The organism is Streptomyces sp. BHT-5-2, assembly GCF_019774615.1.
Classification (GTDB): Bacteria; Actinomycetota; Actinomycetes; order Streptomycetales; family Streptomycetaceae; genus Streptomyces.
The window spans coordinates 1,548,081-1,565,277 of the sequence record NZ_CP081497.1; the positions used below are offsets into that span (position 1 = coordinate 1,548,081).

General features: G+C 74.1%; 15 protein-coding genes. 10 read left to right on the plus strand and 5 right to left on the minus strand.

Features of this window, described 5'->3' with window-relative positions:
* Positions 1-162: 162 nt before the first annotated feature.
* Positions 163-1,074, minus strand: a complete 912-nt coding sequence (locus K2224_RS34745; RefSeq protein ID WP_221911107.1) for a glutamate ABC transporter substrate-binding protein — start codon at positions 1,072-1,074, stop codon at positions 163-165.
* A gap of 57 nt (positions 1,075-1,131) precedes the next feature.
* The gene (locus K2224_RS34750; protein ID WP_313904818.1) at positions 1,132-1,917 is read right to left on the minus strand and encodes an amino acid ABC transporter ATP-binding protein; all 786 of its coding nucleotides are present in this window, start codon (positions 1,915-1,917) and stop codon (positions 1,132-1,134) included.
* 286 nt (positions 1,918-2,203) lie between these two features.
* Between K2224_RS34750 and K2224_RS34755 the strand changes: the two genes are divergently transcribed.
* Positions 2,204-2,947, plus strand: a complete 744-nt coding sequence (locus K2224_RS34755) for a response regulator transcription factor (protein ID WP_221911108.1) — start codon at positions 2,204-2,206, stop codon at positions 2,945-2,947.
* A 15-nt stretch (positions 2,948-2,962) separates the two neighbouring features.
* Positions 2,963-4,378 carry a HAMP domain-containing sensor histidine kinase gene (locus K2224_RS34760; RefSeq protein ID WP_221911109.1) on the plus strand — a complete coding sequence of 472 codons (1,416 nt, stop codon included), beginning with the start codon at positions 2,963-2,965 and terminating at the stop codon, positions 4,376-4,378.
* A gap of 129 nt (positions 4,379-4,507) precedes the next feature.
* Here K2224_RS34760 and K2224_RS34765 read toward each other — a convergent pair whose 3' ends face one another.
* Both K2224_RS34765 and K2224_RS34770 read right to left on the minus strand, forming a co-directional pair.
* Positions 4,508-5,500 carry a TAXI family TRAP transporter solute-binding subunit gene (locus K2224_RS34765; protein WP_221911110.1) on the minus strand — a complete coding sequence of 331 codons (993 nt, stop codon included), beginning with the start codon at positions 5,498-5,500 and terminating at the stop codon, positions 4,508-4,510.
* 48 nt (positions 5,501-5,548) lie between these two features.
* Entirely contained in the window at positions 5,549-6,487 is a 939-nt protein-coding gene (locus K2224_RS34770) for a LysR family transcriptional regulator (RefSeq protein WP_221911111.1), read from the minus strand.
* A gap of 109 nt (positions 6,488-6,596) precedes the next feature.
* Here K2224_RS34770 and K2224_RS34775 point away from each other — a divergent pair, with 109 nt between their 5' ends.
* The 3 genes from K2224_RS34775 (at position 6,597) to K2224_RS34785 (ending at position 9,601) form a co-directional block, all read left to right on the plus strand.
* On the plus strand, positions 6,597-7,214 hold the full coding sequence (locus tag K2224_RS34775; protein WP_221911112.1) for a maleylpyruvate isomerase family mycothiol-dependent enzyme: 618 nt from the start codon (positions 6,597-6,599) through the stop codon (positions 7,212-7,214).
* Positions 7,215-7,290: 76 nt separating this feature from the next.
* Positions 7,291-8,817 carry a tRNA (N6-isopentenyl adenosine(37)-C2)-methylthiotransferase MiaB gene (gene miaB / locus K2224_RS34780; RefSeq protein ID WP_260693656.1) on the plus strand — a complete coding sequence of 509 codons (1,527 nt, stop codon included), beginning with the start codon at positions 7,291-7,293 and terminating at the stop codon, positions 8,815-8,817.
* Positions 8,818-8,875: 58 nt separating this feature from the next.
* Positions 8,876-9,601 carry a class III extradiol dioxygenase subunit B-like domain-containing protein gene (locus tag K2224_RS34785; protein WP_221911113.1) on the plus strand — a complete coding sequence of 242 codons (726 nt, stop codon included), beginning with the start codon at positions 8,876-8,878 and terminating at the stop codon, positions 9,599-9,601.
* A gap of 120 nt (positions 9,602-9,721) precedes the next feature.
* On the opposite strand, the gene K2224_RS41105 is transcribed toward K2224_RS34785, so the two are convergent.
* Positions 9,722-10,180 (minus strand): hypothetical protein, encoded by a 459-nt coding sequence (locus K2224_RS41105; RefSeq protein ID WP_260693657.1) that lies wholly within the window; start codon positions 10,178-10,180, stop codon positions 9,722-9,724.
* 181 nt (positions 10,181-10,361) lie between these two features.
* Here K2224_RS41105 and miaA point away from each other — a divergent pair, with 181 nt between their 5' ends.
* The 5 genes from miaA to K2224_RS34815 all read left to right on the plus strand — a co-directional run bounded on the left by miaA (position 10,362) and on the right by K2224_RS34815 (position 17,122).
* Positions 10,362-11,300, plus strand: a complete 939-nt coding sequence (miaA, locus tag K2224_RS34795) for a tRNA (adenosine(37)-N6)-dimethylallyltransferase MiaA (RefSeq protein WP_221911114.1) — start codon at positions 10,362-10,364, stop codon at positions 11,298-11,300.
* Positions 11,301-11,409: 109 nt separating this feature from the next.
* Positions 11,410-11,961 (plus strand): hypothetical protein, encoded by a 552-nt coding sequence (locus K2224_RS34800; protein WP_221912138.1) that lies wholly within the window; start codon positions 11,410-11,412, stop codon positions 11,959-11,961.
* A gap of 84 nt (positions 11,962-12,045) precedes the next feature.
* Positions 12,046-12,921 (plus strand): diaminopimelate epimerase, encoded by an 876-nt coding sequence (gene dapF / locus K2224_RS34805; protein WP_221911115.1) that lies wholly within the window; start codon positions 12,046-12,048, stop codon positions 12,919-12,921.
* Positions 12,922-13,130: 209 nt separating this feature from the next.
* Complete coding sequence (locus K2224_RS34810) at positions 13,131-15,290, plus strand: bifunctional (p)ppGpp synthetase/guanosine-3',5'-bis(diphosphate) 3'-pyrophosphohydrolase (protein WP_221911116.1); 2,160 nt, start codon at positions 13,131-13,133, stop codon at positions 15,288-15,290.
* 185 nt (positions 15,291-15,475) lie between these two features.
* Positions 15,476-17,122 carry a M1 family metallopeptidase gene (locus K2224_RS34815; RefSeq protein WP_221911117.1) on the plus strand — a complete coding sequence of 549 codons (1,647 nt, stop codon included), beginning with the start codon at positions 15,476-15,478 and terminating at the stop codon, positions 17,120-17,122.
* Positions 17,123-17,197: the final 75 nt, after the last annotated feature.

Here is a 17,197-nt window from a genome sequence, read left to right on the forward strand (position 1 = left end):
TCGGCGGGAAGCGGCAGGGAGCGGCGGCGTACCACGGGCAACCGCGCGGTGCCGTATACGGGCCGGTGGGCGCGGGCCCGTGGGCGCGCGGAAGGCAGCGCGCCCCGTACACCCGTCGCGGCGGGCGTACGGGGCGGCGCGGTCCGGTGCGTGCGCGGGCCGTCAGTAGCGCGGCAGCGGCGTCTCCGGGGCGACGTAGGCCGAGCCGGACTTGCCGAGCGTGCCCTCGTACGCCTTCTTGTAGTCGCCGTTCTTGATGTGGTTCTCCAGCGCGGTGGTGATCGCGTCGCGCAGCGCCTTGTCGTCCTTGTTCAGACCGACGCCGTAGGGCTCCTTGGTGAACGGCTGCCCGACGACCCGGAGTTTGCCCGGGCGCTGGGCGGCGTAGCCCTTGAGGATCGCGTCGTCGGTGGTGACCGCGTCGACCGACCCGTCCAGCAGGGACTTCACACAGTCCGAGTACTTCGACAGCTCGGTGGTGTGCGCCCCGTACTTGGGCTTCTTGATCTCCTGGAGCGGGGTGGAGCCGACGATCGAGCAGACCTTCTTGCCGCTGAGGCTGTCCGGCCCGGTGATGGCCTTGTCGTCCTGGCGCACCAACAGGTCGGCGCCCGCGGTGTAGTACGGGCCCGCGAAGCTCACCTGCTTCTTGCGCTCGTCGTTGATGGTGTACGTACCGACGTAGTAGTCGACCTGGCCTCTGGAGATGGCCGTCTCACGGACGTTGGAGTCGATGGTGTCGAACTTGATCTGCTTCTCGGAGAAGCCCAGGTCGGCGGCGATCATCTTGGCGATCTCGATGTCGAAGCCGGAGTACTTGTTGGTCGCCGGGTCCTTGAAGCCCAGGAACGGCTGGTCGGCCTTGACGCCGATGGTGATCTGGCCGGCCTTCTGGGCCTTCTTCAGGGTCGGCGAGTCGACCTTCACGTCCTTGGCGACCTTGTACTCGCCACTGTAGACATCGCTGCCGGGCTGCTTGTCGCCCGCCGAACCGGCCTGGCCCCCGCACGCGGTCGCCGTCGCCGCCAGCGCGAGCACCATCGCGCCCACCGCGGCCGTCTTACGCATCGTCATGGTGAACTTCCTTTGGCTCAACAGGTTTTGGCAGTCATCGTGGCCCAACTGCGGCCATCAGTGATGGAGGATCTTCGACAGGAAGTCCTTCGCCCGGTCGCTGCGCGGATTGCTGAAGAACTGGTTCGGCTCGGCCTCTTCGATGATCCTGCCGTCCGCCATGAAGACGACCCGGTTCGCCGCGGAGCGCGCGAACCCCATCTCGTGGGTGACCACGACCATCGTCATCCCGTCCCGGGCGAGCTGCTGCATGACTTCCAGCACCTCGTTGATCATCTCCGGGTCCAGTGCCGAGGTCGGCTCGTCGAAGAGCATCACCTTCGGGTCCATCGCCAGGGCGCGGGCGATCGCCACCCGCTGCTGCTGGCCGCCGGAAAGCTGTGCGGGGTACTTCTCCGCCTGGGCGCCGACGCCGACCCGGTCGAGCAGCGTACGGGCCTTGTTCTCCGCGGTGGCCCTGTCCGTCCGGCGGACCTTGGTCTGGCCCAGCACGACGTTCTCCAGCACCGTCTTGTGCGCGAAGAGGTTGAAGGACTGGAACACCATGCCCACGTCGGCGCGCAGCCGGGCCAGTTCGCGGCCCTCCTGCGGCAGCGGCCGGCCGTCGATGCCGATGCTGCCGGTGTCGATGGTCTCCAGGCGGTTGATGGTGCGGCAGAGGGTGGACTTGCCGGACCCGGAGGGCCCGATCACCACGACCACCTCGCCGCGCCGGATCGTCAGGTTGATGTCCTGGAGCACGTGCAGCGCGCCGAAGTGCTTGTTCACGCTGTCCAGTACGACCAACGGGTCTCCCGTGGGCGCAGCGCCCACGGCGCTCTTGGTCACCGGTACTTCGCTCATCGGCGTACAGCTCCGTCCTCCTCGATTGGGGAGGACCCTAATGACGGCCTGCGACCAGCGTCATTACATCTGAGCGAGAATTGAGCATAACGATCCGGCCGCGGACGGACACCCGGTGCGAAGGCGGGGGTGCCCCGCGAGGGGCGCGGTTACCGACGGTATGGCATCGGGGCGTACCGGGTGGGTAACGGATGGCGGCCCGGAGGCGGCCGCCTCTTGACGGGCGGGCCGTCCATCGCCGTATATGCCCTGTGGCCCGCACGCACACCGGAAGAAGGGGGGCCGGATGAGGCTGCTGCTCGTCGAGGACGACGACCATGTCGCCGCGGCCCTGTCCGCGGTGCTGTCCCGGCACGGGCTGACCGTCGTGCACGCCCGCAGCGGCACGGAGGCGTTGCAGGCCCTGCTGCCCGACGACGCCGAGCCGTTCGCCGTGGTGCTGCTCGACCTCGGACTGCCCGACCAGGACGGCTTCGAGGTGTGCGGCCGGATCCGCAAGGTCTCCTCGACCCCGGTCATCATGGTCACCGCGCGCGCCGACATCCGCTCCCGGATACACGGCCTCAACCTCGGCGCCGACGACTACGTCGTCAAGCCCTACGACACCGGCGAACTGCTGGCCCGCATCCACGCGGTGAGCCGGCGCACCGGCGCCCCAGGGGGCGGCGGCGAGCAGCCGGCCGAGGAGAGCGAGCCGCGGGAGCCGCTGCGGCTCGGGCCGCTCACCGTCGAACTCCCCACCCGCCAGGTGTCGGTGGGCGGCACGGTGGTCCCGCTCACCCGCAAGGAGTTCGACCTGCTGGCCCTGCTCGCGCAGCGCCCCGGGGTGGTCTTCCGCCGCGAGCAGATCATCAGCGAGGTCTGGCGGACGAGTTGGGAGGGCACCGGCCGCACCCTGGAGGTCCATGTCGCCTCGCTCCGCGCCAAACTGCGGATGCCGGCGCTGATCGAGACCGTCCGCGGCGTCGGCTACCGCCTGGTCGCCCCGGTCGGCGGCCCCGTCCCGGGCACCCGCCCGCCGGCCCCCTGACGGGCTGCCCGGCCGGTGCGCACCCGACTCCTCCCGCTCCTCATCGTCCTGATGGCCGGTGTGCTGCTCGCGCTCGGCATCCCGCTCGGCGTGATCACCGCCGGGGTGGAGCAGCAGCGGGTGGTGGTCGACCGGATCGACGACGCCGCCCGGTTCGCCTCCCTCGCCCAGTTCGTCACCGCTCGCCCCGGGGCCGCCGACGGCGGCAAGACCCCCGAGGAGGACGAGCGGTTGGCCACCCTCCGGGCCGAACTCGCCCGCTACCAGGAGCTCTACGGCATCCGGGCCGGTGTCTTCTACCGCGACCGCACCCCGATGGCCGCCGCCCCACGGGATCTGGCGGTGCCCACCGGCGGCGAGGGCGCCCAGGCGTTCAGCGAGGCGCTGGCCGGCCGCCGCAGCCACGACCCGCACCAGATCTGGCCCTGGGACGACACCGGCCGGATACCGGTCGCCTCACCCGTCATCCGGGACGGCGACGTGGTCGCCGTGGTCGTCACCGACTCGCCCACCGGGCGGATGCGTTCGCGCATCCTGCACGGCTGGGTGCTGATCGCGGCCGGCGAGTGCGCGGCCATGCTGGTCGCCGTCGCGGCGGCGTTCCGGCTCACCGGCTGGGTGCTGCGGCCGGTGCGGGTGCTCGACGCGGCCAGCCACGACATCGCCACCGGCCGGATGAACGCCCGGGTCGCCGCCACCGCCGGGCCGCCCGAACTCCGGCGGCTGGCCCGCTCGTTCAACGAGATGGCCGACCATGTCGAGGACGTCCTGGAGCAGCAGCGCGCCTTCGTCGCTGACGCCTCCCATCAGTTGCGCAACCCGCTCTCCGCGCTGCTGCTGCGGATCGAGCTGCTGGCCCTGGAACTCCCCGACGGCAACGAGGAGATCGCCTCGGTCCGCACCGAGGGCAAACGGCTCGCCCGGGTCCTGGACGACCTCCTCGGCCTCGCGCTCGCCGAGCACACCGAGGCCGACCTCCAGCTCACCGACGTGGCCGCGCTGGCCGCCGAACGCGTCGACGCCTGGCGCCCGCTGGCCCAGGACAAGGGCGTCCGCCTCGGCTATGAGGGCCTGCCCGCGGTCACCGGCTGGGCCGACCCGGTCGCCCTCTCCAGCGCCCTGGACGCGGTGGTCGACAACGCCCTGAAGTTCACCCCGGACGGGCAGCCGGTCACGGTCGCGGTGGCCCCCGACGGCGAACGCGTCACGATCACCGTCGTCGACCGCGGCCCCGGGCTCGCCGAGGACGAACTGGCCCGGATCGGCGACCGGTTCTGGCGCAGCGGCCACCACCAGAACGTCTCCGGCTCCGGCCTCGGCCTGTCGATCACCCGTGCCCTGCTCGCCGCCGGCGGCGCGACCATCGCCTACGCGCCGCACCCGCCGCACGGCCTGAAGGTCACCGTCTCCGTGCCGCGCAGTGCACCGTGACCCGTGGGCCGCATTGCGCCCGGCACCGTCCGGGGCACTGCGACACATTGCACCGAGGCAATCACGCCATCGCCCCGCCCATTGCACCGAGTTGCTCGTCGCACCCGGGCAACCGACCGCATCCGCCGCTCACTGCTTCACCGAGAGGTAGTACTGCCGGGCCCCGGTGTGCAGCGGCAGCGGATCGGTGAACACCGCCGTCCGCAGGTCCACGTTCTGCGCGGCGTGCACCACGTGCCCGATCGCGTCCCGGCTGTTGATGACCGTCCGGGTGATACCGAACGTCAGGGCCGCGTCCACCCGGTCCGTGGTCACCAGCAGGTTCGCCACCGCGATGGTCTTCACCGCCTGCCCGTCCTGGACCCGCGGATAGGCGTCGGCGGGCATCACCGCCGCCCGGTAGTAGCGCGTGCGCCGGCCCTGTTGGTGCAGTGCCGGAATCAGGTCGCCGAGCTGCACCAGCCGCACGGGGTACTCCCGCGCCAGCCGCTGCACCGCCAGCGTCGGCAGCCCGCCCGACCAGAAGAAGGCGTCCAGCTCGCCGCGCTCCAGCATCCCCGGCATCCGGTCGATGCCCACCCGCACCGGCACGATGCCGGTGTCGAAGTCCAGCCCCGCCGCCTCCATCAGCCGCCGGGTGATCAGCTGGACCCCCGACCCGTCCGCGCCGACCCCCACCCGCAGCCCCCGCAGGTCGCGGGCCGACCGCACCGCGGAGCCCTTGGCCACCACCAGCTGCATGTAGTCGTCGTAGAGCCGGGCGCAGGCCCGCAGCCGGTCCGCGCCGGGCTCGTGCCGCGCCTGGTAGGCGGCCACCGCGTCCGCCGTGGCGATGGTGAAATCGGCCCGCCCGGTGGCCAGTTGGCGCAGATTGTCGATCGAGCCCTCGCTGCGCCGGAGCCGCAGGTCGACCCCGGGCAGATCCCGTGCGAGATCCTCCTTCAGCAGCTCCCCGTAGCGCGCGTACACCCCGGTCGGCACGCCGGTCGCCAGCGTCACCCGCCCCTGGGGCGCCGAGGCCCCGCCCGGCCGCACGCACCACAGCGCCAGCCCGACGAGGGCCAGCGCCGCGGCAGCCGCGGTCAGCGCCCGGCCGCGGCCGGAACGGGGGAGTATCGCCATGGGCGGGATCCTGCCAGCCCCGCCGGGCCCGCGGGAGGGGCCGGAAGGTCACGTCTCGGCAGCCGTCCGGACACCGTCCCTGCCCGCTGTTCCCAGGGCCCTGCGCAGGCGCCCCAGCAGCGCCCGGGCCGCCGGGCCGGCCGGTCCGTCCGCCCGCCAGGCCAGCGCGATCCGGCCACGCGGCCGCGCCCCGCGGAACTCCAGCGTCCGCAGCCCGCCGGTCGTCGCCGCGGCGGCCGCCGGGACCACCGCCACACCCAGCCCGCGGGCCGCCAGCCCGGCCAGCAGTTTCGGCGCGGCCGCCTCGAAGGCGATCCGCGGGCGGAAGCCGGCGTCGGCGCAGACCCGTTCCAGCACCGCGCGGATCCCGGTCCCGCGCGGCAGGCTGATCAGCGGCAGGTCGCGCAGCGCCGTCAACGGGACCTGCCCGCCGGCCGCGGCGGCCAGCAGCGGACTGCCCGGCGCGACCGCCGCGACCAGCGGTTCGTCCACCACGATCTGGAACGACAGCCCCGCCGGCGGCTCCTCCTCGGCGGTCCCGAGCAGCGCCACGTCCAGCTCGCCGCACTGCAACGCGGCCAGCATCCGCTCCGAGCTGTCCTCGGTGAGCGCGATGTCCACCTGCGGGTGGGCGTCGTGGAAGTCCGCCAGCAGCGACACCGCCTCCTCCTCCCGCACCGGGTCGGCGCCCGACACCAGCCCGAGGGTGACCTGGCCGCGCAGCAGCCCGGTGAACTCCGCCACGGTCTCCCGCACGCCCTCGACGGCCGCCAGCGCCGCCCGCGCGTACGGCAGCACGGCCGCCCCCACCTCCGTCGGCGTCACCGACCGGCCGGAGCGGTCCAGCAGCGGTTGCCCCAGCTCCCGTTCGAGCTGCCTCACCTGCGCGCTGATACCCGGCTGGGCCAGATGGAGACGCGCCGCGGCCCGGGTGAAGCTGGCCTCCTCGGCCACCGCGACGAAGTACTGGAGCTGCCGAAGTTCCATAACGAACAATTCTAGGTACCAGCACTACAAAGTCTTGGACTTATGGCCGCGCCGTCAAGATCCTGGAACCGGACCGTCCATCGGGACGGGCCGGACACGGGGAGCAACCATGGACATCCGCGCCGCCATCGCCGTCGAACGCCGCGAGCTGGCCGACATGTTGGACGCCCTGACGCCCGAACAGTGGGACGCGCCCTCGCTGTGCGCCGGCTGGCGGGTCCGCGAGGTGGCGGCCCACATGTCGCTGGGCTTCCGGTACTCCCTGCCCAAGGTCGCCGCCGAGCTGGTCAGGGCCCGCGGCAGCCTGCACCGGATGACCGACCGGTGCGCCCGCAGGGACGCCGCCGCCCTCCCGCCCGCCGCCCTCGCCGCGGCCCTGCGGGACAACGCCCACCACCCCTGGACCCCGCCGGTCGGCGGCCCGGCGTCGGCCCTGGGCCACGACGTCGTGCACGGCCTCGACATCGCCGTACCGCTCGGCCTGGACCGCCGCGTCCCCGAGGACCGGCTGCGGATCCTGCTCGCCGGCATCACCACCCGGAGCGCCAGGTTCTTCGGGGCGGCCCTAGACGGGGTCGCCCTGCACGCCGACGACCTCGACTGGTCCTTCGGCACCGGCGCCCCGCTGCGCGGCACCGCCCAGGATCTCCTCCTGGTCGCCTTCGGCCGGAAGCTCCCGCCGGGCCGGCTGCACGGCGAGCCGCGGGCCCGCTTCGCCGCGGCCTGAGCCCGCGCCCGCCGCCGTGTCGCCGCCCACGAGGACGGCCGCCGGAGCCCCCCGCCGGAGCCCGTACCCTGGACGGGTGAGCGGTAACGACGTGGCCGGGGGAGCAGGGGCCGAAGTGAAAACGTACGAGGTGCGCACCTACGGGTGCCAGATGAACGTCCATGACTCCGAGCGGCTCTCGGGCCTCTTGGAGGACGCGGGCTACGTACGGGCCCCGGAGGGCACCGGCGAGGGCGAGGCCGACGTCGTCGTCTTCAACACCTGCGCGGTGCGCGAGAACGCCGACAACCGGCTGTACGGCAACCTCGGCCGGCTCGCGCCGGTCAAGGCCCGGCGCCCCGGCATGCAGATCGCGGTCGGCGGCTGCCTGGCCCAGAAGGACCGCGACACCATCGTCAAGAAGGCGCCCTGGGTGGACGTCGTCTTCGGCACGCACAACATCGGCAAGCTGCCGGTCCTCCTGGAGCGCGCCCGCGTCCAGGAGGAGGCGCAGGTCGAGATCGCCGAGTCGCTGGAGGCGTTCCCCTCGACGCTGCCGACCCGCCGCGAGAGCGCCTACGCGGCCTGGGTCTCCATCTCCGTCGGCTGCAACAACACCTGCACCTTCTGCATCGTCCCGGCGCTGCGCGGCAAGGAGAAGGACCGCCGGCCCGGCGACATCCTCGCCGAGGTCGAGGCCCTGGTCGCCGAGGGCGTCTCCGAAATCACCCTGCTCGGCCAGAACGTCAACGCCTACGGCTCCGACATCGGCGACCGCGAGGCGTTCAGCAAGCTGCTGCGCGCCTGCGGGAAGATCGAGGGACTGGAGCGGGTCCGCTTCACCTCCCCGCACCCGCGCGACTTCACCGACGACGTGATCGCGGCGATGGCCGAGACGCCCAACGTGATGCCGCAGCTCCACATGCCGCTGCAGTCCGGCTCCGACCCCGTCCTGAAGGCGATGCGCCGCTCCTACCGCCAGGAGCGCTACCTCGGCATCATCGAGAAGGTCCGCGCCGCCATCCCGCACGCGGCGATCACCACCGACATCATCGTCGGCTTCCCCGGCGAGACCGAGGAGGACTTCGAGCAGACCCTGCACGTCGTCCGCGAGTCCCGGTTCGCCCAGGCGTTCACCTTCCAGTACTCCAAGCGGCCCGGCACCCCGGCCGCGGAGATGGACGGGCAGATCCCCAAGGAGGTCGTGCAGGCCCGCTACGAGCGCCTGGTCGCCCTCCAGGAGGAGATCTCCTGGGCGGAGAACAAGAAGCAGGTCGGCCGCACCCTGGAGCTGATGGTCGCCGAGGGCGAGGGCCGCAAGGACGACGCCACCCACCGGCTCTCCGGCCGCGCCGCCGACAACCGCCTGGTCCACTTCACCAAGCCGGACGAGCCGGTGCGCCCCGGCGACGTGGTCTCCGTCGAGGTCACCTACGCCGCCCCGCACCACCTCCTCGCCGAGGGCCCCGTGCTCGGCGTGCGCCGCACCCGTGCCGGCGACGCCTGGGAGAAGCGCACCGCCGCCGAGGCCGCCAAGCCGGCCGGCGTCATGCTGGGCCTGCCGAAGATCGGCGTCCCCGAGCCGCTGCCGGCCGCCGCCGCGCCCGGCTGCGGCTGCGACTGACCGGCGGCCCCCTCCGGCCCGCGGACCCGCGCCGCGGACCTGGGGTTACGCTGCGTGCATGCTCGTTGCCGCCGCCATCTGCCCCTGTCCGCCGCTGCTGGTCCCCGAGGTCGCCGCGGGCGCCGCACCGGAGCTGGACCCGGTGCGCGCCGCCTGCCTGGACGCGATCGGGGTGCTCGCCGCGGCCCGCCCCGACCGGCTGCTCGTCCTCGGCCCGGCCGACGGGTCCGGCGAGGGACGGTATCCGCAGGGCGCCCGCGGCTCGTTCCGCGGCTTCGGGGTGGACCTCGACGTGACGCTGGGCGTCGCGGGACCGGAGCCGTCGGAGTCCGCGGCCGGGCCGCAGCTGCCGCCGTCGCTGGCCGTCGGCGCCTGGCTGCTGTCCCGTACGGCCTGGGCCGACGCGCCCGTGGAAGGGCTGGCGGTGGACGAGCGGCTGCCCGGCGACCGCTGCCGGGCACACGGCCGCGAACTGGCCGGATCCGCGCCCCGGGTGGCGCTGCTGGTGCTCGGCGACGGCAGCGCCCGCCGCTCGGTCAAGGCGCCCGGATACTTCGACGAGCGGGCCGAGCCGTTCGACGCCGCCGCGGCCCGCGCCCTGGGGGCCGCCGACACCGCCGCCCTGGCCGCCCTGGACGAGCGGCTCGCCGCCGATCTGCTGGTGTCCGGCCGGGCCTGCTGGCAGACCCTGGCGGGCGCCGCCGAGGGCGCCGGGCTGCGCGGCCAACTGCTGCGCGAGGAGGCCCCGTACGGCGTCGGCTACGCCGTGGCGGCCTGGACGTAGTCCCGCCTCAGGACGCGGCCCCGCGCCACCGGGCGCCGCGTACCGCCGGACATGCCGCGGCGCGGCGGGCCCGGGAAGCCGTGGCACCCCGCGTCCGCCGCGCCGCCGCCGGTGGGCCGGTTACTTCCGTGCGCCGTCCCCGGCGTCGCTGTCCACCGCCCGCTCCGCGCCCTGCTGCCGCGGGATGCCGGCGGCGGCGTCCGCGGCCGGTGCCGCGGCGGGCTCCGGCCCCGGGTCGTCGCCCGCGGCCGCCTCCGCCGTCGCGTCGTCCGGCTGCGCGGGGCCCGGCTCCGCCCCTTCGGCGGCCTCCCCGGCGCTCGCCGTCGCGCCCTCCACCGCCGCTTCCTCGGTCGTGGCCGCAGCCCCGTCCACCGGCGCCTTCTCCTCTTCCGTCGCCTCTTCCGCCGCCGTGGACCCCGCGTCGGACTCCGTCGCCCGCGACGCCGCCTCCGACGCCTCCGGGGCGGCCTCCTCGCCCGTCTCCGGCACCTCCTCCGCCGCAGGCTCCGCCACCGCCGCGGCGGCACTCTCCTCCGCCACGTCGGACTTGCGCCGACGGAACCGCGAAAACACGCCCATAACTGCTCCTACACTCCTCTTGTGGGCGAAATCCCTCGTCGCCCGGAGCGTCCGCTTGCGCCGCCCGACGGGCCCCGGCAGCGCACCGGCGTTCGGGATCTCGCAACAGGCAACGAGGTCATCGGTGCCCCGTCACGTCGCTCGTTCGAGATGGCACCGTGAGGTTTGCGAGACTGACGGGGTGAACACCGTCGCCCCCGCACCGCGGGTCATCGCCGTAGTCGGCCCCACCGCGGCCGGAAAGTCCGATCTGGGCGTCGCGCTCGCCCGGCACCTGGACGGCGAGGTGATCAACGCCGACTCCATGCAGCTCTACCGCGGCATGGACATCGGCACCGCCAAACTCACCCCCGAGGAGCGGCAGGGCGTCCCGCACCACCTCCTCGACATCTGGGACGTCACCCGCGCGGCCAACGTCGCCGAGTACCAGCGGCTCGCCCGCGCCGAGATCGACCGGCTGCTCGCCGAGGGCCGCACCCCGATCCTGGTCGGCGGCTCCGGCCTCTACGTCCGCGGCGCCCTCGACGTCCTGGAGTTCCCCGGCACCGACCCCGCCGTCCGCGCCCGCCTGGAGGCGGAACTCGCCGAGCTGGGCAGCGGTGCGCTGCACGCCCGGCTCGCCGCCGCCGACCCGGCCGCCGCCCGCGCCATCCTGGCCGGCAACGGCCGCCGGATCGTGCGCGCCCTGGAGGTCATCGAGCTCACCGGCCGCCCGTTCACCGCCAACCTCCCCGGCCACGAATCGGTCTACGACACCCTCCAGATCGGCGTGGACGTCGAGCGCCCCGAACTCGACGAGCGGATCGCCGTACGGGTCGACCGGATGTGGGAGGCCGGCCTGGTCGACGAGGTGCGCCGGCTGGAGGCCGAGGGGTTGCGCGAGGGCCGCACCGCCTCCCGGGCGCTCGGCTACCAGCAGGTGCTGGCGCACCTGGCGGGGGAGTGCACCGAGCAGGCGGCGCGCGACGAGACGGTGCGCGCCACCAAGCGCTTCGCGCGCCGTCAGGACTCGTGGTTCCGCCGGGACCCGCGGGTCCACTGGCTCAGCGGTGCCGTCGACCGCCGGGCCGATCTCCCGGCGCTGGCACTGGCGTTGCTCGAACGACCGGTCACAGCCTGATCACGTCATGGCATCGGGACGCTCCGGCCGTCATCCGGGCCGCTGAGGGCATGTCATCATCGACCTTCGATCGAGGCGTGCAATCTGGCAGTGGGGAGGGCGCGTGGCAATGGAGGCCGGCCCTCGCAACCGAGCCCAGGAACCGGACGCGGACGGCGCCGCGGCGGCACCGGCCACGGACGGCCCGACCGTCGACGGCACCCACGACGAACCGCACGACCGCGGGCACGCGTCCGGCGACGGCGCCCCCGACGGCCACCCCGCCACCCTCGACGCCTCGGACGGCCCCGACGCCGAGTCGGACCCGGCCCCCGAGGGCGGCGAGTCCTTCCGCGACCTGCGCCCGCCCAGGCGGCTGCGGCTGTGGCAGCTCGCCCCGATCGTGGCGCTGGCCGCCCTCGGCTCGCTGATGTTCGCCTTCCCGCTGGCCTTCGAGTTCGGCGCCGACGGCGGCGCGGTGATCGCCATGCTCGGTCTGCTGCTGTGCTGCTGCGCGGCCGGCACCGGCATGATGGCGGCCCGCCGGGTCGGCCACACCTGGCCCGGCCTCCCGGCCCGCGGCTCCGGGCGCCGCCCCAACTGGCGGGTGGTGCTCCTGTACGCCGCCGTGGTCGCCGTCCCCGCCGCGCTCGCCATCTGGCGGGTGGCCCGCCTCCGCTGAGGCCCTCGCCCCGCCCCGCGGCCGACCGGCGCCCGGCACGGCCCCGGCCGGGCCGACACCCCGCTTCCCCCGTAGGATTCAAGGGTGACCACGCAGCGCATCGCCTTCCTCAAGGGCCACGGCACCGAGAACGACTTCGTGATCGTCCCGGATCCGGACGGCCGGCTCGATCTGCCCGCGACCGCCGTCGCCCGGATCTGCGACCGGCGCGCCGGAGTGGGCGGCGACGGGCTGCTGCACGTCGTCCGGTCCGCCGCGCACCCGGAGGCGCGGACGATGGCCGATGAGGCCGAGTGGTTCATGGACTACCGCAACGGCGACGGCTCGATCGCCGAGATGTGCGGCAACGGCCTGCGGGTCTTCGCCCGTTACCTCCTGCACGCCGGGCTCGTCGAGGCCGGCGACCTGGCCGTCGCCACCCGCGCCGGGGTGCTCCGGGTGCACCTCGCCAAGTCCGGCGACGTCACCGTCGCCATGGGGCGCGCCGCGCTCCCCGAGGACGGCGTGGTGGTCGAGGTCGGTGGGCGCAGCTGGCCGGCCCGCAACGTCAACATGGGCAACCCGCACGCCGTCGCCTTCGTCGAGGACCTGGCGCACGCCGGTGAGCTGCACGAACAGCCGCGGTTCGGCCCGGCCGAGGTGTATCCGGACGGCGTCAACATCGAGTTCGTCGTGGACCGCGGCCCGCGCCATGTGGCGATGCGGGTGCACGAGCGGGGCGCCGGCGAGACCCGCTCCTGCGGCACCGGCGCCTGCGCGGTGGCCGTCGCCGCCGCCCGCCGGGACGGCCTGGACCCGACCGCGACCGGCTCCCCGGTGACGTACACCGTCGAGGTGCTGGGCGGCAGCCTGGCCATCACCGAGCTGCCGGACGGCACGGTCGAGATGACCGGCCCGGCCGAGATCGTCGCCGAGGGCAGCTTCGAGCCGGAGTGGCTGGCCGGCGCACTCGCCGGCTGACGGGGCGCCGGGGCACGCCCGCCGCCCAGGGGAAACGGTTTCGGCGGGCAGCGATGGTTCCGGCCAGAAAGTTCCCTCGAATGGGTGATCCGTTTCACGCTGAGCGAGAGGCGGGCAGCGCTGCGTGATGGGCTCGGTAGCATCAAGCACCGGCCCGGGCGACCGAACTGACGGCGTCCCACCGCCGGTCGACGCCGCCGGAGGTGCCCATGAGCGCAGAGGCCACGAACCCTGGTAACCCCGAAGCAGGCCGCCGGCGCGGCCGCCCCCGGCCGGCGCTCCGGGGACTCCGCCGCATCGGCCGCGCCGCGCTCCTCGGCCCCGCCCCCCGCGACGGCCTCCCGGACGCCCTGGAACACGTCGCCAAGGTGCACCGCCACCACCACCCCGACGCCGACCTCGACATCCTCAGCAAGGCGTACCACCGCGCCGAGTCCTCGCACCGCGGCCAGTTGCGCAAGAGCGGCGAGCCGTACATCACCCACCCGCTCGCGGTCACCCTGATCCTCGCCGAACTCGGCGCCGAGACGACGACGTTGACCGCCTCGCTGCTCCACGACACCGTCGAGGACACGGAAGTGACGCTCGATCAGGTCCGGGCGGAGTTCGGCGCCGAGGTCTGCTACCTCGTCGACGGCGTCACCAAGCTGGAGAAGGTCGACTACGGCACGGCGGCCGAGCCGGAGACCTTCCGCAAGATGCTGGTCGCCACCGGCAACGACGTCCGGGTGATGTCCATCAAGCTCGCCGACCGGCTGCACAACATGCGCACCCTCGGCGTGATGCGCCCCGAGAAGCAGGCCCGGATCGCCGGCGTCACCCGCGACGTGCTGATCCCGCTCGCCGAGCGCCTCGGCGTCCAGGCGCTCAAGACCGAGCTGGAGGACCTGGTCTTCGCGATCCTGCACCCCGAGGAGTACGCCGAGACCCGCCGTCTCGTGGAGCGCTACGCCGGCCGCCCCGACCCGCTCACCGCGATCGCCGCCCGGGCCCGGACGCTCCTCGCCGAGGCCGGCATCGACGCCCAAGTCCTCGTCCGCCCACGGCACTTCGTCTCCGTGCATCGGGTCCTGCTGGCGCGCGGCCGGATCACCGGCGCGGACCTGGGACGGCTGCTGGTCCTGGTGACCGAGGACGCCGACTGCTATGCCGTCCTGGGGGAGCTGCACACCTGCTTCACCCCGGTGGTCTCGGAGTTCAAGGACTTCATCGCCGCGCCCAAGTTCAACCTCTACCAGTCGCTGCACACCGCCGTCACCGGCGAGCACGGCGAGATCGCCGAGACCCTGATCCGCACCCACCGGATGCACCGGGTCGCCGAGGCCGGGGTGATCGCCCTGGGCAACCCCCACACCCCCACCGACGGCGCCGACGCACCCGAGGGCGAACGCGCCGACCCGACCCGCCCCGGCTGGCTCGACCGGCTCCTGGAGTGGCAGCGCACCACCCCCGACCCCGACACCTTCTGGACCTCGCTCCGCGACGACCTCGCCCAGGACCGGGAGATCACCGTCTTCTGCGCCGACGCCGCCCCGGACGGCCCCGGCGGCACCATCGGCCTGCCCGCCGGGGCCAGCTGCGTGGACGCCGCGTACGCCCGGCACGGCGAGGTCGCGCACGGCTGTATCGGCGCCCGCGTCAACGGCCGCCTCGCCACCCTCGGCACCGTCCTGCACGACGGCGACAGCCTCCACCTGCTGATGGCCCAGGAGTCCGCCGGCCCCTCGCCGGAGTGGCTCGACCACGCCCGCACCCCGGCCGCCCGGCTCGCCATCTCCCGCTGGCTGGCCCGGCCCCAGGGCCCCGGCGAACCGCCCGCCGCGCCCGCCGGCCGCCGCAGCGAGCGCCGCCGGGCACCGTCCCACCGTCCCATCGGCCCCGACCGCCCGGCCGCCGCCTCCGTCCTGGTGGCGGCCGACCTGCCCGGTGCCACCGTCCGGCTGGCCGGCTGCTGCACCCCGGTGCCGCCGGACACCGTCACCGGCTTCGCGGTCCGCGGCGGCACGGTCACCGTGCACCGCGCGCTGTGCCCGGCGGTGGCCCGGATGGCGGCGACCGGCCGGCAGCCGGTCGGGGTGCGCTGGCGGGGCGCGGCCAACGGCGGCCAGGGCTGCCGGGTGACGCTGCTGGCCGAGGCGTTCAGCCGCCCGCACCTGCTGCCCGACCTCACCGAGGCGATCGCCGCCCAGGGCGCTGCCGTGGTCTCCGCCGCCGTCGAGCCCCCGCACGAGCAACTGGTCCGGCACACCTACACCCTCCACCTGCCCGACGCCGCCGCACTGCCCTCCCTGATGCGCGCGATGCGCCAGGTCCCCGGCGTCTTCGACGTGGTCCGCGCCGCCACGGCAATGCGCTCCGGGAACGGCTAGGGCGCTTCTGACGGATCTCCGCGGCGTCGCGGTGCCTCACCCGGCCCGCCCGCGCTCGCACGATCCGGTCGGTGGAGGCAGATCGGGCATGCGGGCGCAAGCGGGACGGTCGAGGTGCCGCCCGTTCGGGTGCCGTCGTGCCGTGCCGTCCACGGGCGGGCGGGCCGCGCTGATAGCGGTAGCGCATGTCCCTTCCCTTGCGCCGTTCGTCCTGCGAGCCCCAGGGGCCCGCCGCCGACCGCACCGCCGCCGCCGACCGCTCCGCCGCCCCCGACCGGGACCACCCCCGGGCCCGCCGCGGCCGGATCCCCCGCCGGGCCACCGCCCTTGCGATCGCGGTCGCCGCCACGATCGCCGCGGCCGCGCCGCAGCCCCCCGAGCCGCTCGGCATCGGCGACCGCCTCTTCCCGTCGCTCGGCAACCCCGGCTACCACGTCACCTCGTACGACATCTCCCTGGACTACGCGGGCCACAACGACCGTCCGCTGGACATGGTCACCGTGATCAAGGCCCGGGCCACCGCCAACCTCGACCGGCTCAACCTCGACTTCGCCGACGGCACCGTGCGCTCCGTCACGGTCGACGGAAAGCCCGCCCGGCACCAGCAGGCCGGCGAGGACCTGGTGCTCACCCCCGACGCGCACATCTCGCCCGGTCAGGACCTGCGGATCGTCGTGCACCACACCAGCGACCCGCGCGGCCACGGCAACGGCGGCTGGATCCGCACCAACGACGGCCTGGCGATGGCCAATCAGGCCGACGCCGCACACCGCGTCTTCCCGTGCAACGACCACCCCTCCGACAAGGCCCAGTTCACCTTCCACATCACCGTGCCCGAGGGGCTGGTGGCCGTCGCCAACGGACTGCCCGTCGACGCCGGCGGCCGCGCCGCGCGCCGTACCTGGACGTACCGCACGGCCCACCCCATGGCCACCGAGCTGGCCCAGATCTCCATCGGGCACTCCAGCGTGATCTCGCAGCGCGGCCCGCACGGTCTGCCGCTCCGCGACGTCGTCCCGGCGTCGGCCAAGCCCGCGCTCTCCCGCTGGCTCGCCAAGACACCGGAGCAGGTGGCCTGGATGGAGAAGAAGGTCGGACGGTTCCCCTTCGAGGCGTACGGGGTGCTGGTCGCCGACGCCAGCACCGGCTTCGAGCTGGAGACCCAGACCCTCTCGCTCTTCGAGAAGCGCCTGTTCACCACCGCCCAGCTGCCCGACTGGTACGTCGAGTCGGTGATGGTGCACGAGCTGTCCCACCAGTGGTTCGGCGACAGCGTCAGCCCCCGCCGGTGGTCCGACGTCTGGCTCAACGAGGCCCACGCCACCTGGTACGAGGCCCTCTACGCCCAGGAGAAGGGCGGCCAGCGCGTCTCCATGGAGGCGCGGATGAAGAAGGCGTACGAGATGTCCGACGGCTGGCGCGCGGACGGCGGCCCGCCGGCCCTGCCCAAGATCCCCGAGCAGGGCCGCAAGATCAGCATCTTCCGGCCGGTGATCTACGACGGCAGTGCCCTGGTCCTGTACGCGCTGCGGCAGAAGATGGGCCAGGCCGGCTTCGAGCGCCTGGAGCGGGAGTGGGTCGGCAGGCACCACGACGGTGTGGCCGGCACCGCCGACTTCATCGAACTCGCCTCCGAGATCTACGGCCACAACCTCTCCGGCTTCTTGTGGGAGTGGCTCTACGGCACCAAGACCCCGGCGATGCCCGGCCACCCCGAGTGGAAGGCGCAGGCGGCCGAGCAGAGCAAGACCAAGGCCAAGGGCGCCGCACCGCAGTCGACGGCGCGGCGCGCGGCGCCCACGCAGGGTGCCCCGCAGCTCCACAAGCGGTGACCGAAGCCGGGGACGGGCGGCACGGGAAAACCCGCGTGACGCCCGTCTCCCGGCCGTGCGACCATCAACGGGCCG

Excerpts from the sequence above, each read along its gene's own strand:
- K2224_RS41105 (WP_260693657.1), bottom strand. The coding sequence starts at position 10,180 with ATGGGCGTGTTTTCGCGGTTCCGTCGGCGCAAGTCCGACGTGGCGGAG.
- K2224_RS34765 (WP_221911110.1), bottom strand. The coding sequence starts at position 5,500 with ATGGCGATACTCCCCCGTTCCGGCCGCGGCCGGGCGCTGACCGCGGCT.
- K2224_RS34775 (WP_221911112.1), top strand. The coding sequence starts at position 6,597 with ATGGACATCCGCGCCGCCATCGCCGTCGAACGCCGCGAGCTGGCCGAC.
- K2224_RS34745 (WP_221911107.1), bottom strand. The coding sequence starts at position 1,074 with ATGACGATGCGTAAGACGGCCGCGGTGGGCGCGATGGTGCTCGCGCTG.
- K2224_RS34750 (WP_313904818.1), bottom strand. The coding sequence starts at position 1,917 with ATGAGCGAAGTACCGGTGACCAAGAGCGCCGTGGGCGCTGCGCCCACG.
- K2224_RS34815 (WP_221911117.1), top strand. The coding sequence starts at position 15,476 with ATGTCCCTTCCCTTGCGCCGTTCGTCCTGCGAGCCCCAGGGGCCCGCC.
- K2224_RS34785 (WP_221911113.1), top strand. The coding sequence starts at position 8,876 with ATGCTCGTTGCCGCCGCCATCTGCCCCTGTCCGCCGCTGCTGGTCCCC.
- K2224_RS34770 (WP_221911111.1), bottom strand. The coding sequence starts at position 6,487 with ATGGAACTTCGGCAGCTCCAGTACTTCGTCGCGGTGGCCGAGGAGGCC.
- K2224_RS34800 (WP_221912138.1), top strand. The coding sequence starts at position 11,410 with ATGGAGGCCGGCCCTCGCAACCGAGCCCAGGAACCGGACGCGGACGGC.
- K2224_RS34810 (WP_221911116.1), top strand. The coding sequence starts at position 13,131 with ATGAGCGCAGAGGCCACGAACCCTGGTAACCCCGAAGCAGGCCGCCGG.
- K2224_RS34755 (WP_221911108.1), top strand. The coding sequence starts at position 2,204 with ATGAGGCTGCTGCTCGTCGAGGACGACGACCATGTCGCCGCGGCCCTG.